The organism is Mucilaginibacter celer, from assembly GCF_003576455.2.
Classification (GTDB): Bacteria; Bacteroidota; Bacteroidia; order Sphingobacteriales; family Sphingobacteriaceae; genus Mucilaginibacter; species Mucilaginibacter celer.
Genome location: NZ_CP032869.1, coordinates 3138817 through 3153988, shown reverse-complemented (window position 1 = coordinate 3153988; position 15172 = coordinate 3138817). Strand labels below are relative to the sequence as shown.

The 15172-nt window shown below is 41.8% G+C and carries 19 protein-coding genes; 7 read left to right on the top strand and 12 right to left on the bottom strand.

Translation table 11 applies throughout. The annotated features are described in order from the left end of the window. Positions 1-63: 63 nt before the first annotated feature. The 4 genes from scpB to HYN43_RS12530 all read right to left on the bottom strand — a co-directional run bounded on the left by scpB (position 64) and on the right by HYN43_RS12530 (position 3829). Positions 64-615, bottom strand: coding sequence for an SMC-Scp complex subunit ScpB (gene scpB / locus HYN43_RS12545; protein ID WP_119409671.1), 552 nt, complete (start codon positions 613-615; stop codon positions 64-66). Positions 616-702: 87 nt separating this feature from the next. Continuing rightward, positions 703-1827, bottom strand: a complete 1125-nt coding sequence (gene mqnC / locus HYN43_RS12540) for a cyclic dehypoxanthinyl futalosine synthase (protein WP_119409670.1) — start codon at positions 1825-1827, stop codon at positions 703-705. A 178-nt stretch (positions 1828-2005) separates the two neighbouring features. Continuing rightward, positions 2006-3508, bottom strand: a complete 1503-nt coding sequence (locus HYN43_RS12535) for an ATP-binding cassette domain-containing protein (RefSeq protein ID WP_119409669.1) — start codon at positions 3506-3508, stop codon at positions 2006-2008. A gap of 90 nt (positions 3509-3598) precedes the next feature. Continuing rightward, complete coding sequence (locus HYN43_RS12530) at positions 3599-3829, bottom strand: hypothetical protein (RefSeq protein ID WP_162996440.1); 231 nt, start codon at positions 3827-3829, stop codon at positions 3599-3601. Positions 3830-4242: 413 nt separating this feature from the next. On the opposite strand from HYN43_RS12530, the gene HYN43_RS30310 reads away from it, so the two are divergent. Further along, positions 4243-4410: a hypothetical protein gene (locus tag HYN43_RS30310; protein WP_162996439.1), complete on the top strand. Its 168-nt coding sequence runs from the start codon at positions 4243-4245 to the stop codon at positions 4408-4410. Between the two features lie 81 nt (positions 4411-4491). Further along, a complete protein-coding gene (locus HYN43_RS12525; RefSeq protein WP_119409667.1) occupies positions 4492-4947 on the top strand; it encodes a PA2169 family four-helix-bundle protein in 456 nt (151 codons plus the stop codon). Positions 4948-5004: 57 nt separating this feature from the next. Here HYN43_RS12525 and HYN43_RS12520 read toward each other — a convergent pair whose 3' ends face one another. Next, positions 5005-5448: a hypothetical protein gene (locus tag HYN43_RS12520; RefSeq protein WP_119409666.1), complete on the bottom strand. Its 444-nt coding sequence runs from the start codon at positions 5446-5448 to the stop codon at positions 5005-5007. Positions 5449-5477: 29 nt separating this feature from the next. On the opposite strand from HYN43_RS12520, the gene HYN43_RS30305 reads away from it, so the two are divergent. The 4 genes from HYN43_RS30305 to HYN43_RS12500 all read left to right on the top strand — a co-directional run bounded on the left by HYN43_RS30305 (position 5478) and on the right by HYN43_RS12500 (position 8350). After that, positions 5478-5795: a hypothetical protein gene (locus tag HYN43_RS30305; RefSeq protein WP_162996438.1), complete on the top strand. Its 318-nt coding sequence runs from the start codon at positions 5478-5480 to the stop codon at positions 5793-5795. Positions 5796-6134: 339 nt separating this feature from the next. Then, positions 6135-6413: a hypothetical protein gene (locus tag HYN43_RS30300; RefSeq protein ID WP_162996437.1), complete on the top strand. Its 279-nt coding sequence runs from the start codon at positions 6135-6137 to the stop codon at positions 6411-6413. Positions 6414-6668: 255 nt separating this feature from the next. Beyond that, positions 6669-7238: an RNA polymerase sigma factor gene (locus HYN43_RS12505; RefSeq protein WP_119409663.1), complete on the top strand. Its 570-nt coding sequence runs from the start codon at positions 6669-6671 to the stop codon at positions 7236-7238. Between the two features lie 11 nt (positions 7239-7249). Next, positions 7250-8350, top strand: a complete 1101-nt coding sequence (locus HYN43_RS12500) for a S1C family serine protease (protein ID WP_119411225.1) — start codon at positions 7250-7252, stop codon at positions 8348-8350. A gap of 214 nt (positions 8351-8564) precedes the next feature. On the opposite strand, the gene HYN43_RS12495 is transcribed toward HYN43_RS12500, so the two are convergent. From HYN43_RS12495 to pdxH, 4 genes are all read right to left on the bottom strand, one after another. After that, positions 8565-9689, bottom strand: coding sequence for an NADH-quinone oxidoreductase subunit D (locus tag HYN43_RS12495; RefSeq protein ID WP_245447279.1), 1125 nt, complete (start codon positions 9687-9689; stop codon positions 8565-8567). A gap of 200 nt (positions 9690-9889) precedes the next feature. Further along, complete coding sequence (locus HYN43_RS12490) at positions 9890-10738, bottom strand: cupin-like domain-containing protein (RefSeq protein WP_119409662.1); 849 nt, start codon at positions 10736-10738, stop codon at positions 9890-9892. Between the two features lie 386 nt (positions 10739-11124). Next, positions 11125-11622, bottom strand: a complete 498-nt coding sequence (locus tag HYN43_RS12485; protein WP_119409661.1) for an NADH-quinone oxidoreductase subunit C — start codon at positions 11620-11622, stop codon at positions 11125-11127. After that, on the bottom strand, positions 11619-12266 hold the full coding sequence (gene pdxH / locus HYN43_RS12480) for a pyridoxamine 5'-phosphate oxidase (RefSeq protein ID WP_119409660.1): 648 nt from the start codon (positions 12264-12266) through the stop codon (positions 11619-11621). Before pdxH ends, HYN43_RS12485 begins: the two co-directional genes overlap by 4 nt. 109 nt (positions 12267-12375) lie before the next feature. On the opposite strand from pdxH, the gene HYN43_RS12475 reads away from it, so the two are divergent. Then, positions 12376-12939: a YqgE/AlgH family protein gene (locus HYN43_RS12475; protein ID WP_119409659.1), complete on the top strand. Its 564-nt coding sequence runs from the start codon at positions 12376-12378 to the stop codon at positions 12937-12939. 141 nt (positions 12940-13080) lie between these two features. On the opposite strand, the gene purE is transcribed toward HYN43_RS12475, so the two are convergent. The 3 genes from purE to HYN43_RS12460 are packed head-to-tail and all read right to left on the bottom strand — an operon-like array spanning position 13081 to position 15151. Next, positions 13081-13572, bottom strand: coding sequence for a 5-(carboxyamino)imidazole ribonucleotide mutase (gene purE / locus HYN43_RS12470; RefSeq protein WP_119411223.1), 492 nt, complete (start codon positions 13570-13572; stop codon positions 13081-13083). Positions 13573-13622: 50 nt separating this feature from the next. Beyond that, positions 13623-13973: a four helix bundle protein gene (locus HYN43_RS12465; RefSeq protein ID WP_119409658.1), complete on the bottom strand. Its 351-nt coding sequence runs from the start codon at positions 13971-13973 to the stop codon at positions 13623-13625. Positions 13974-14011: 38 nt separating this feature from the next. Further along, complete coding sequence (locus HYN43_RS12460) at positions 14012-15151, bottom strand: 5-(carboxyamino)imidazole ribonucleotide synthase (RefSeq protein ID WP_119409657.1); 1140 nt, start codon at positions 15149-15151, stop codon at positions 14012-14014. Positions 15152-15172 lie beyond the last annotated feature (21 nt).

Sequence of the window (15172 nt, the reverse complement as noted above, 5' to 3'; positions counted from 1 at the left end):
ATCCCTACCGATTTAATAGTAAAAATAATTAAAATTGATTTTTTTTAAAAACGTAAATTAAAATTATTCTGATTGTTCGCCAATGCTGGCTGTATTGTTTGTAAGCTCCTTAAGTTGAGGTAATTCGTCGATGCTGTTGATGCCAAAATAATCCATAAACATGCCGCTGGTGCCATATAAAATAGGCTTTCCGATAGCTTCCGACTTGCCAACTATAGCTATTAGCTCTTTTTCGAGAAGTTTTTGGATCGAATAATCGCAGTTAACCCCGCGGATCTGCTCAATATCCGGTTTGGTTACCGGTTGCTTGTAGGCAATAATGGCCAGGGTTTCTAACGCAGCCTGGCTCAGCTTTTTCTTTGATCGTTGGAGTTGTAACAGATTAATAACCGCGTGATATTCCTTTTTGGTTAAAAACTGGTAACCGTTACCAATTTTTACCAGCTCGATGGCTAAACTATGGTGCTGATATTTTTCGTGAATGCGGTTAATGGCATCGGTAACTTCCTCGTTAGCAAAATCGCGCTCAAAAGCTGCCTGCAAACAGTACATAATCTCCTCCATCCGGATAGCCTGTTCCGACGCGAAAATAAGAGCCTCTATGTATTGTTCCATTTTTTAAGTCAGAAGTCTGAAGTTTTAAGTCGAAAGTCAATATAGTTCAATACTACAGACTTTCGACTTAAAACTTCAGACTTGATACTAATAATTAATAACCTGTTCTTCAATTTCAACCGGAATATCGCGCCACTCGTAACGTTGGGTGCGGAGCTGAGGCTCAAAACCGGCTTCTTTTATGGATTCCTGGATACCTTTGGCGGTAAAGCGGTGTGGGGCGCCTGCGGCCGATACTACGTTCTCCTCAATCATGATCGAACCGAAATCATTCGCGCCGGCATGCAAACACAATTGTGCTACCTGCTTACCCACCGTAAGCCATGAGGCCTGGATGTTTTTAATATTAGGCAGCATAATACGGCTGAGGGCTATCATGCGGATGTACTCATCGCCGGTTACGTTGTTGGTAATGCCGCGCACTTTACGCAGCAGGGTGCCATCATCCTGAAAAGGCCAGGGTATAAAGGCGATAAAGCCATAATGGCCTTCCGGCTTTTCGGCCTGTACTTCACGAATCCATACCAGGTGCTCAAAACGCTCTTCGATGGTTTCGATGTGGCCAAACATCATGGTTGCCGAGCTTGGCAGGTTAAGCTGATGAGCGGCACGCATTACATCAAGCCATTCTTTACCGCCACATTTACCCTTCGAAATTAAACGGCGAACACGATCATTCAAAATTTCGGCACCGGCGCCGGGCAGTGAATCTAAACCGGCTTCCTTCATGGCACGCAGTACATCAATATGAGCCATGCCTTCCAGTTTGGCAACGTGTGCTATCTCCGGCGGACCTAAAGAATGCAGTTTTAATTTGGGATAAAGCTGTTTCAGCTCGCGAAACAAATCGGTATAAAATTTCAGGCCCAGATCAGGGTGATGGCCGCCCTGTAATAAAAGCTGATCGCCGCCATAGCGGAAAGTTTCTTCGATCTTCTTTTTATAAGTTTCAATATCAGTAATGTAACTTTCATCGTGGCCGGGGCGGCGAAAAAAGTTACAAAATTTACAATTGGCTATACAAACGTTGGTGGTATTAACATTACGGTCAATTTGCCAGGTAACCTTGCCATGCGGAACCTGTATTTTACGGAGTTCGTTGGCGGTATACATTAACTCGGCAGTCGAGGCGTTGTTATACAGGTAAACGCCTTCTTCAAGCGTCAAAAAATCAAACCGCAACGCGCGTTGCAACAGATTGGCTGTATTCATATCAGGCAAATATACGTAAGTTGGTAATTTGATTTAGCCCTTGTTAAATAATTGACAAAAAAGTTAAGAAGCTAAAAGCATAAAGCCGAAAGCATAAAGCTAAAAGCATAAAGCCGCTTTACTTATTTGCTCTGCTTTCAGCCTTTTTGCTTTTAGCTTTCCGCTTTCTGCTTTAAGCTTAAAAAGCCACACGTCCTTTCTCCAACCTCAAAACCTTATCAACGCTGTTGGGTATTTCGTGTTGATAGTGGGTTACATAAATTAGCGTGACATTGCTCAGGCTGCAAATGGTATCAACAAGATTTTTAAAATGAAGCTGTTGATGATCGTCCATACCCTGGCAAGGCTCATCAAAAATTAGCAATGCCGGGTTTTTAATAAGCGCCCGGGCCAGCAGGCAAAGGCGCTGTGCGCTTGCGGGGATATTTTTGAGCAACACACGGGCATATTTTTCAATCTCGAGTGCCTTCATCCATCGTAAGGCAATTTCTGCGCGCTCTTTATTGCTTGGTCTGAATAAGCCTAAGGTATCATAATAGCCTGATTCAATTACCTGTAAACAACTGTTATCGGTGGGGAAGTACTGGTGCAGCTCTGGCGATACAAAACCTATCTTCTTTTTAATATCCCAGATGCTTTCGCCGGTGCCCCGTTTTTTATCAAATAAAATAATGTTGTTGGCATAGGCCTGCGGATTATCGCCGTTAATTAAACTTAACAGGGTTGATTTGCCTGCGCCGTTCGGGCCCAGCAAGGCCCAGCGCTCAGCCGGGTTGATCTGCCAGTTTATATCATCCAATACCGGTTTATCGCCGTATTGAATATGCACCTTGTCCATTTTAACAATAAGGTTGTAGGTTGCCGGGTTTTTATCAATGTTAAGCAGCGCGCTCAATTCGCCGTTATCAATGGTATCTGTTTTATCCTGCTCAAAAAGTTCGGGTTTAAAATCTTCTTTTTTGCTTTGGTGCACGATGGCTCCTTTGCTTAACACCGCCACATTCGTAATAACTGTCGGAATTTCGTGAATGGAGGTAGCCATGATGATATTGATGCCCGATGCTGCAATTTGTTGGATAATGCCATTAAACTCTTCGCGTGTTTTTACATCAAGCCCGGTTAACGGGTTATCCAGCATCAGCAGTACCGGGTTTTTAAGCAGGGCGGCGGCAATCATGAGGCGTTTGGTTTCGCCGTTTGAGAGTTTGATGATCTGTTTATCCAACAATTCATCAAGCCTTAAAAGTTTGGTAACCCTTTCAAGCGTCCATGAATTTTTATTGCCCGGAATCTGTTTTATGGCGTTGAGATAGTCGGTAACCGTTAAAGCATCTTCCGAGTCGGATGAGTTATAGCGTTGCTGATAATAAAAATCGGTAGTGTTTGAGAGGTTGCGGAAATGGTGCCGCGGTTCAACCAGTGCTATCAGTTTATGCGGGTTGGTTACTTTATCGGCGGGAATGAGGCTTGAAAACTTGTCCCAAAAATGATAGATGATCTCGCCGCCGGTAATATTAAAACGCCCTGCTATGGTTTGTAGCAAGGCGCTCTTGCCTGATCCGCTTTCGCCTATCAGGGCCCAGTTTTCGCCTTTGTTAATTTTAAAGGTTAAACCTGTAAAAAGTGTGGTATTTAAATATCGTACAGTGGCTTTATTTATTGATAATAGTGTATGAAGCATAATTTACAAGCAGAGTAGCCCGTAAATGTAACGATCTGCTTCAACACGATAAAAATTTTTAAAGTTTAGTACTGTAATGCTTTTGCTGGTTTAGGCCGTTTGCTTAAGTGTTTCGTGTCCTTGTTCGGTAGCAAACCCTGCGGCTTTTTTATTAAGTCTGTTCCACGTTGCAAAATCGGCAATAGAACTTTTTACAAAATTTTTGCAGTTTTTATCAGGGCAGGCAATATTCCAATAGCGTTTATGTTGCTCAACATGCGGACGCTTTCCGCATTTTATACAATTCTCACAAGGAAAATTAGGTTGTATTTGTAGTATCATGTTAAAATAGAATAAAGTAAAAAAAATAAGAATAGCAAAACACATGCCCGTTAGTAAAAAAAGCGGGGGATTAAGGTATTAGTTTTATAAAAAATTAACTATGGTGTCTGGTTTATAATGTTACAATGTAAACATTTAACTTTCAGATTTGTTTTTTATTATTTAAAGATTAATTTTTTAAAAGCACTTGGTTTGCCGTTGTCAAAAAAACGCTGTAGGACTGTATTAAACAGCAATTGATTTTTAAAATACTGTATACTTATCCATACAGTTTCAGCTTCGACCTGAAGCCCCGATGCCTCAAAATGTTCCTATTGCCATTGCCTGACATACAGGCCCGATTATTGAAATTCAATACCAACTTAATGAACCGGAAATAAAACCATCATTAAACTTTATCAAAAAAATCAACCATGAAAAATTTACAATTTTTATTATTCGCCCTGGTGTTGTTCACCTTAAGCAGTTGCTCGGTTATTACAGGTATTTTTAAAGCAGGAGCCATAACCGGTGTTATAGCGGTAGTTGTGGTTATTGCCATTATCATTTGGCTGATCTCCTTGTTTCGCGGCAAAAGCTAATTTCTTTGTTTGATAATTTTTATATAATTAATTAAACAATTTGGGTTAAGACGGGTTGGTAATTATATAAAACATCTAACCATGGAAAATACACAAGCAACAGTGCAAATTTTAAATGATCTGATACAGATCAACAACGACAGGATTGAAGGCTATCAACGCGCTTCGAAGGATTTGGGTGATGGTGATGCTGATCTGAAATCGCTTTTTACAAGACTAATTGGACAAAGCCAGGGTTATAAACTGGCGCTGGGTACCGAGGTTAGCGCTTTTGGAAAGGATATTGAAACAGATACCACTACCGGCGGCAAGCTGCACAGGTTATGGCTTGATTTGAAAGCGGCCTTTACCGGGCATGATACCCATAATGTATTGGAAGAGTGCGAATTTGGTGAAGATGCCATACTGAAAGCCTACCGCACAGCCCTGGAAGACGAACATCTGCCGGCTTACCTTCGTGAAACCATCAGCCGACAGGAGAGTGAATTGCTCGATGCTCATGACGAAATTAAAGCGTTACGCGATAGTGTTCACTAAATAGTGATTCAAAACAAATTAGCTAAGAGGGATGATCTGCAGATTATCCCTCTTTTTTTATGGCCGGGATGTAATGGTAACTGCAACAGGTTGCCAACTGTTTCTCTCGGCCCAGTCGCCATCGGTATACTTCATTTTAACTTCCCACACCGAGCGTTCCATCCTGCCACCGTTGTTTTCAATTTTAACCGATGAGGATATGTAATAAATACTTGTTGCCGTATCAATAAACAATGCTGTAGCACTACTGGCAAATACGGCTTTTTCGGGTTGTTTAAGTTTGTCTTTAATAAATACTTTGGCCATAGCATAAGCCTCAGTTTTAGTAGGCTTACGGTTAATATGAACCGTGCTGTTTTTACTGATACCAAGCGTTACAACAATTAAGGCTGTGATAAACAAGGTTGTAAAAATGCTGGCTATGCGTACAGGAGGGCGGCGATGCCAATTGGTGTTTTTTTGCTCATCGGCGTCGAGCGTTTTCCATTCGGAATATTTCATTGTGAATTGCTTTTTTGCATTAAGCAATAGTGAAGCAAATTGTTTGCAAGGCACTGCGCAAAAAAAAAACTCCCGGCAAGGCCAGGAGTTTTTTTCTAAAAGTTTATCCGTTAAACGGAAATTATTTTTTAGTTGAGTCTTTTTTAGTTGAATCAGCAGTCATTTTAGCTGAATCAGCAGTCATTTTAGACGAATCAGCAGTCATTTTAGCTGAATCGGCAGTCATTTTAGCTGAATCAGCTTTAGTTGAATCAGCAGAAGAAGCTGAAGATGAACCTTTACAAGCAGCGAAAGAAGCAGCGATAGCTAAAGCTAAAAAGCCTAATTTGAAGTTTTTCATTTTTTAAATTTTTTAATAAGTGATTTAATAGTTTACACCTTAATACCGTAAACAGAAAAAGGTAACCCATAATTTTTAAATTAATTTCAAAAAAAATTACAGACCGTCTTTTTTGTTGATAATCAGGCAAAAAAATGATGCAAAAGAAATAAAAACTTTATTAAACCACCAGTTTTTTTAAAACAGCAAGGAAATAGCTTCTAAAATAATGTAGCAATCCGGAAAAAAGGTACTTAGAAATTTTTACACGAATTGATTTTCAACCAGTCCGCAATTATTCGAATTACACGAATTTTAAATTTCTGATCAAATAAAATCCGTGTAATTAGATAATTCGCAAACATTCGTGCGGGAATTTCTTAGCTACTCATTTGGCTCTACAAAAGTCATTTCCTTTAACCTCAGCAATTATTATTTTACTGAATCTTTTTTTACAGTGTCGGCAGGCGCTTTGGTTGTGTCTGAACCTTTGGCTGTATCAACAGCGTTTTTTGCAGTGTCAATCGGAGCTTTAGATGAATCTGTTCCTTTTGGGGGATCGCAGGCGGTGAAAGAGGCGGCGATTGTTAAAGCCAAAAGGCTTAATTTGAGTGAGTTTTTCATTTTGCTAAATTTAAAAAGTTAATTTTTTTTGGTTTTTGTAGCTTAATACCTGCTTTTAAAAAAAGGTAACCCGCAAAAAAAATATAGTTAAATATCACGGTTTTTCGTTTAAATGAAGGGTTACCTTATCCAATTGGGCGGTATTAAGTGTAAATTTGCCGCAACGGAATGTGGCTTTAAACCTGAACCGTAAATGTCATCTGTATGTTATCAGATGGCATTTATTTGATTTTTTTTGAGATTGATGGGTTACAATTTCGCCTAAATAGTATTAAGAGTGAATAAAGACTTAAAAGCTTCGGCACCAACAGATAGCGAGATAGTACTTGGGATACTGAATAACTCGGAAGTTGTATTAAAAAGGTTGTACACAACTTACTTCCCTATGATATTGCAGTTGATCATTAATAATAATGGCGATGAAGACGATGCCAAGGATATTTACCAGGAAGCCATTATAGTTCTTTACAATAAAATTAAATCGGGCGATTTTGAGCTTAACAGTAAGCTTAAAACCTATATATACTCCGTTTGCCGCAGGCTTTGGCTTAAACGCTTAAGCCAGATGAACAGGTACGGAGGCGATATCAGGGATTTTGAAGAGCATCTGCCCGTTGAAGAAGCAGTTGATGACCATAGTGACAGGGATATACAGTTTGGCAAAATGGAGAGTGCACTCCAGTTATTAGGCGAACCCTGTAAAACCATTATGGAAGATTTTTATATCAAAAACAGATCGATGCAGGAGATTTGTGAACGTTTTGGCTATACCAATGCGGATAATGCCAAAACCCAGAAGTATAAATGCCTGCAAAGGCTGAAGAAATTATTTTTTCAGCAAAAGTAAAGGATCAAGAGATGAGTGACAACCAGATTACCCAGTTTATTGAGCGGTACCTTGACGGCAGCATGACTGCCGATGAGCGTACCCAATTTGAGCTGCTTCGCAAAAACGACGCGGCTATCGAAAGCAAATTTGTTGAGCACGTTCAGTTTATAGCTTTAATGAAGCAATACGGCGAACGCCTGGAGCTTGAAAAGCGCCTTAACGCAATTCATGACGAGATTGATGTGCACGCGCTGAAAGAAGAGCTGATCATCCACCCGGTGTGGATAGTGAGGATGTGGCGCAACCATCATTCAAAAATTTCGGTGGCTGCTTCGGTATTGATATTTGCCGTGTTAAGTGTGTTGATTGTTACCGGCAAGCTGAGTAGCGATAAATCGAAGTATGAAGAACTGAAAGGCCAGATCAATTCGCTAAAAACCGAAGTTGGACATATCGGGGCGGGCGGCCATCCTCAATCTGTAAAGCCCAAAGTTTTAAAAACACCTCCTGCTAATTTCAGGGGTACAGGTTTTGCTTTAACATCAAACGGTTACCTGGTTACAGATTACCATGTAATTAAAAATGCCGATTCGGTTTATGTGCAGAATGCGGCGGGCGAGTCCTTCCATGCCAAAGTAATTTATACCGAACCTCAGTACGATCTGGCTATATTGCAGATCAATGATTCGACATTCAGAAATCTCGGGCCTGTGCCTTACAACGTTAAAAAAGCAGAGAGCGATTTAGGCGAAAATGTTTACACATCGGGTTATCCCGGCGATAATGTAGTATATGGATACGGCGCTTTAACATCAACGGCCAATTACTCGGGCGATACTACCGAATACATGGTATCTATCCCCGTGAACCCCGGCAACAGCGGCGGGCCCTTGCTTGATGAAAAAGGTAATGTTATAGGTATCCTTACCGCGCGGCAAACACAAATGGCAGGTGCCGCTTTCGCAAAAAAATCGGCATACCTGTTAAAAACCATTCAGAATATCCCTACAGATTCATTGTCAAAAACACTTAATCTGAATAATAAAAATACGCTTGCAGGTTTAAACAGGAAGCAACAACTTAAAAAGCTAAAAAACTACGTGTTTATGGTTAAAGTGTATAACCAGTAATCAATTTGCCCAAGTTCCAATAAAAATTAATAATTAAGTGAGAGGGGAGACGCTGAGAAGTGTTTCCCTTTTTTGTTGAATGATGATTTTCTCCGCTACGTCATTGCGAGGTACGAAGCAATCCCCAAGAGGCAGAGGGGCTAAGCAAGTCCGCCCTGTACAGTTGGGGATTGCTTCGTACCTCGCAATGACGAGACGAGGATACTGCAGGTTTCTACCTATCCACCTCCCCCAAAACAAAATCAATCGAGCCCACAATTGCAATCAAATCGGCAATTAAAACGCCTTTGGCTAATTCCGGAAGTACGGAGAGATTGTTGAAACTTGGTCCGCGGGATTTTACGCGGGTTGGGATTTCTGATTTGCCATCGGCCATAAAATAAAAACCCAGTTCGCCTTTCGCTCCTTCGCAGCGAACGTAGTAATCCTGTGCTTTAGGGATGGTTTTGCGGGGCATTTTGGCCCGGGGATCAAAATCGGGCGTGCGTTTTAGTTCTTTTTGCAGGCGATCAAGGCATTGCTCAACTATACGTAATGATTGCTCAATTTCGTCAACACGCACTTTATAACGGTCCCAGCAGTCGCCAACCCGGCCCATCAGGCCTTTACCAACCGGGACTTCGAAATCAATTTCAGGATAGGCCGAGTAGTTGTCGATACGGCGCAAATCCCATTTTAAGCCGGATGCCCTTAGCATTGGGCCGGAGCAGCCGTAGTTTATAGCAACATCAAGCGGCAATACGCCAACATTGGCCGTACGCGATATAAATACCTGGTTATCGGTGAGCAGTTGATTAAGCTCAACCATTTTGGGCTTAAAATAATCAACAAATTCGCGGCAACGCTCTTCAAAGCCAACCGGCAAATCGTAAAACAAGCCGCCTACCCAAATATAGTTGTATAGCATGCGCGAGCCGGATGCCCATTCCAGCATCCCCATAATATGCTCCCTGTCGCGAAAGCACCACAGGAAAGGGGTAAAGGCACCAATATCGATGCCGTAAGTACCGATAGCAATCAGGTGCGATGCGATGCGGTTAAGTTCGCAAACCAGCACCCGTATGTATTCAACCCGTTTGGGAATTTCTTTATCGATACCCATCATCCGCTCAACGCCCATTACAAAGGCATGGCTGTTGTTCATGGAGGCCAGGTAATCAAGCCTGTCGGTAAAAGGGATGGTTTGCTGATAGGTTAATGATTCGGCGTGTTTTTCGAAACAACGGTGCAGGTAACCTATGTGGGGTATAACTTCTTTAACTATTTCGCCATCGGTAATCAGCTCCAGTCGTAATACACCATGGGTTGAGGGGTGCTGAGGGCCCATGTTAAGTACCATATCCTCAACACTGGCTTCGGCTATTTTTTTGTTGTACCTGCTTAGGGCTTCTTCGTATTTAGCGTTCGTGATAACCAATTTTTGCTCTCCGGTTAAAAAATAATACCCGGTGTATAGTATAAATACGCCGGGTATCAAAAATCAGTTTTTTTTTTCAATTATCAGGCTTCCGAGGCCCTAAATCGATCAAAGCCGGGTAATTATTTAACGGTCGACTTATCAGTCATTTTGCTTAGTTGGGTTGCTACCCATGCATAACTATACATGGCAATGGCTTTGGCCTTGCTGTCGCGGCTTTTAAAGGTCCAAACATCCTTCATAAATTCTTTATGGTTTTTGTTGTTCAGCGTATCAAAAGCTACCGAGATGGTTGGTGTTAATGAATAGGCCGAATGCCAGGTACCGAACGGAATAAACAAAGTTTCGCCGGGGCCTACCACAAAATGGATAGGGGTGGCATCTTTATATTTAGGATACTTTTCGTAATCAGGTTCAAAAATATTCAATTCAGAGCGCCAGGGGTCATCCGGGCGGGGGTATAACATTTCTTCCTGTCCGCGGGGGAATACAGTGAAACGTTTTTCGCCGTAAAGCTGGGTAATCCAGGCATTAAGGTGATAATAATCAATATGCATGTATGGGAACCTGCCACCGGGGCCGCCAACAAACATCTCAATAGCGCCACCCCATTTACCAATGTTAAACATTTTGTTGCGCAGCCAGTTGGGAGATGCATAGTTTAAATCCAGCGGATCTAAAAGCGGCATCAATTCAGGTATGGTTGAGGGGATATCGAATATCATAGGATAGGGAGCCGGCTTATCTTCGGTGCTGGCCTCAACCATATCCATAACCTGTTTCATAGTGTAAGTAGTACCACGAACATCTGTTTTTCGGTCGGGATAATTTTCGCGGAACCAATCGGGAGTGAAGAGCCCGTTTGCTTTCCAAACCCTGGCAGCCTTGGTAAATACCAGCGGGATGCCGGGTTTATAATGCTCTTCAATAAATTCCTCGTAAGTGATGTTATCTCTCCTGATGATATCCATAGTTTATAAGTTTGGGTTATACAATCTTACTAAAAAGATTTAATTAAACTATGGAGAATTATACGGTATGGAGATCAAATAGTTAAGGCCGGAATTTAATATTCATGGAAATTTCATGCTGGGATGGGATGAATGAATTTTCATCGTGAACCGGTATGAGCTACGGCATCTGAAGGAAATATTACGCCCCCTTGTCATCCTGAGGAACGAAGGATCTTCTTCGCCCTGTATAGCCGCTATGTAAATTGTAGAAGATGCTTCGTTCCTCAGCATGACAACGTTTTTTAACATGCCATAGGTAGGTGCGAAGCGAAGACGCCATGATCCGGGCTTGTTCAAATAAAAAAGGCGCATGTTTCCGCCTTTACTTAAAATATCTCAATACCTTAATCTATCTTGATGCCCTTATAATACTCCGCATTCTGATAATCCTTCCTCAACGGGAAACCTTCCCAATCATCCGGTAATAAAATCCTACGCAAATCGGGGTGCCCTACAAAATAAATTCCAAGCAGGTCGTAAGTTTCACGTTCGTGCCAGTCGGCAGTACGGTAAACCTCGTTTATGCTTAAAAACTCGGGGAGCGTGTTGCTTTCCTTATCGTGCGGCTTGCTTATTTTTAAAGTAAGCTGTGTTTTGTAGGGCATAGAGGCCAGGTGATAAACCACACTATAACGGTTAGCTTCATCATTATAATGCACGCCGGTAAGGCTCGACAAAAAATCGAAATAGGTTTTGGGGTTGTTCCGTAATTCAAGGCAAACAGCAGCAATATCATCCGGATTGATAAGTAAAGCCGGTTGTAAACCGTTGGTTTCTTCGCCAACAACTACACCGTCGCCAAATTTTTTAATAAGCAGGTTTTTAATATCTTCAAAACTCATGGTGCAAGGCGTACTTTTTTCCAGCTTTTTTTATCAGTTTTTTTATACAGGATACGATCGTGCATGCGGCTGGGGCGGCCCTGCCAAAACTCTATCAGCTGCGGTTTTAAGATGTAGCCACCCCAATACGATGGTTTGGGCACTTCTTTATCGGCATATTCAGCTTCCAACTCGTTCCATTTTTGCTCAAGCTCTTCGCGGCCATCAATTTCCTGGCTTTGCGGCGATACTACGGCTCCAACCTGGCTGCCTTTTGGGCGCGAATGAAAATATCTTTCAGATTCTTCCTTGCTTACTTTCTCAATAGTCCCTTCAATCCGCACCTGGCGTTCCAAACCCGACCAAAAAAAGGTTAAAGCCCCTTGTGGGTTTTTAGCTATCTCCTTACCCTTGCGGCTTAGGTAGTTGGTGAAAAACATAAAACCATCTGTATTAAAGCCTTTCAACAACACAATACGGGCCGATGGTTTGCCGGTTACCGTGGCTGTTGCGAGCGTCATGGCATTAGGTTCGTGCAATTTTGCCTCTAATGCTTCGTTAAACCATTGGTCAAACTGTTTCATCGGGTCGGCTTTGGTGGTTTTTTCCGACAGGGTAGAGGCGCTGTAATCCTGCCTTAAATTTTGTAGTTCCTGCTGATTCATTATGTTGCAAACTTACAAATTAATTAAACCGTATATAATGATGTAAATCATTATATGTAATTGAACATATTTTTACTATGCTTGTTGTGTATTTAAACAGCTAAACTTTATGCTTAGTCCTATATCGGCCGCGGCAGGCCATTTACTTATTTCGGAGCCTTTTATGATGGACCCGAATTTTAAAAGATCGGTAATTATTTTAACAGAATACTCTGAAGATGGTGCCATGGGTTTTATCCTGAACCACCAAAGCGAATATTTATTAGGCGATGTACTGCCCGATGTTTCTTATTCGGAGATAGCGGTTTATGAAGGCGGCCCCGTAGCCAAAAACACCCTGCACTTTATCCACTGCGCTCCCGATAAAATTGACGATGGCATTGAAATAGCCGATGGTCTATACTGGGGAGGCGATTTTGAACAGGTAAAACAACTGGTATCCAACTACCAGTTAGGCCCCAACGAGATCAAGTTTTTTGCAGGTTACTCCGGCTGGACACCGCAACAGCTTGACGAAGAAATAAAAGAAGACAGCTGGATAGTAGCCAATAAATTTGATGTAGAAAGCCTTTTTACCCTCGATGAGCAGGAACTTTGGAAACACGTAGTGGTTAACCTGGGCCAGCGTTATGCCCACATTGCTAATTTTCCGGAAAATCCGGCGCTTAATTAGAGAGATTAGAGGTTGGAGATTAGAGATTAGGCAGCATATTACTAAACAAATAAGGTCGCCATTTATCCGCGACCTTATTTGTTTACGGGTTTTTTCCATCAGACAACTAATCTCTAATCTCCAACCTCCAACCTCTAATCTCTATTCACCTTCCATTTCCCTTGCCGATTCTTCAACCTTCTTTTTAAGGGTTTCTTTAAAGTCGATAAGGTTTTTTACCAGGTAATCATCGGCGGTTGACAGGATCTGCGCTGCAAGGATGCCTGCGTTTTTTGCAGCGTTTAATGCTACTGTTGCTACCGGAATGCCGTTTGGCATTTGTAAGATAGACAGGATAGAATCCCAGCCATCGATAGAATTGCTTGATTTTACAGGTACACCAATAACCGGCAAATGAGTTAATGATGCCACCATGCCCGGTAAATGCGCTGCACCGCCGGCACCGGCAATGATCACTTTAATACCACGATCGGCAGCTGCGCGGGCGTAGCTGAACATTCTATCGGGTGTGCGGTGGGCCGATACTACGGTTATTTCATACTCAACGCCTAATTCGGCTAAAACATCGGCAGCATCCTGCATTACATTCAAATCGGATTTGCTGCCCATTATAATGGCGACTTTTGTACTCATAATTGGTTCATGGTTCATAGATCATGGTTCATGGTTCATGGTAGAATGGGCTAAATAGAGTTTTTTAGCGCGGTGATCATTTTTACCAATACTTCATAATCGGTGTATAATTCCTTAAATTTTTCTTCAGTGATATAATTTCGTCTTTTCGCAATAAAAAGACAACTCACAACTTCAATTGCAGATCTTAGGGAATATCCTAAAAAGACTTTAAAAACTGCTTTACTTTGGCCTGTTGAACCTTCAGCTATATTAAGAACAACAGAATCGGCAGCACGTTTTATTTGCGACGTTAAAATATAAATTTCTTCCTTTGGAAAGGTTTTTGTCAACTGATTTATGTATTCATCCAAATCCATGGCCTTCTGCCAAACCTGGAGGTCTTCGAATCTAAAAGCCATTTTCTACTATGAACTATGATCTATGAACCATGAACTTCTTAGCTTATTACTTTTAGTGTTTTCTGGACAAACTTTGCTTTTTCGATGGCTTTTTCCCGATCAGCATCAACAATAGTTACATGGCCCATTTTTCTGAACGGCTTAGTCAAAGCTTTACCGTAAAGATGAATATATACGCCTGGCACCTTCAGTACTTTCTCTATGCCCTGGTAAACAGCCGGACCTTCATAACCGGCCTCTCCCAAAACATTCACCATAATGGCATTGTTCAGGCTGGCGGTATCGCCTAAAGGCTGGTTAAATATCGCCCTTAAATGCTGCTCAAATTGCGATACCACGTTACCTTCAATGGTTTGGTGACCGCTGTTATGCGGGCGTGGGGCCAATTCATTAACTAAAATTCTACCTTGTTTATCCAAAAACATTTCAACAGCCAATAAGCCAACTATTTTCAGGCTATCAGCTATTTTCTTGGCTATCTGCTCGGCTTTTTGCTGTACGGCGAAGGGTAGGGTTGATGGTGCTATCAAAAACTCAACAAGGTTGGCTTTGGGGTTAAACTCCATCTCAACCATCGGGAAGGTGCTGATTTCGCCGTTTTCGTTACGGGCTACTATTACGGCAATTTCCTTTTCAAAATCAATCCATTGTTCTATCAGGCTTGGCTCTTTAAAAGCTCCGGCCAGGTAGCTTTCGTCAATTACTTTGTAAACGCCTTTGCCATCATAGCCATCTTTACGCAGCTTTTGGATGTATGGGAAAGGGATTAAGCTTTGTTGTAATTGTTGTGGCGATGTGATGATCTGGAAATCGGCGGTAGGGATGTCGTTTTCTTTAAAAAACTGTTTCTGCAAGCCTTTATCCTGTATCAGGCGGATAACGCGCGATTGCGGGTATACCAGCACGCCTTCTTTTTCCAGTTGCTCAAGCGCATCTACGTTAACCTTTTCTATTTCGATGGTTAACAGGTCGACAGTTTTGCCGAAGTTGTAAACGGTTTCGTAATCGCCTAATGAACCTACGTTAAACTCATCGCACAGCTTACGGCATGGGGCTTCGCGGTCGGGATCGAGTATTTTAACAGTAACGTTGTAGTTTATTGCTTGCTGTATCAGCATGCGGCCCAATTGGCCGCCGCCTAAAATACCCAGTTTTAAGTCTCCGTAAAATGCTTTCATATTTTTTGAAGATGCAAGTTT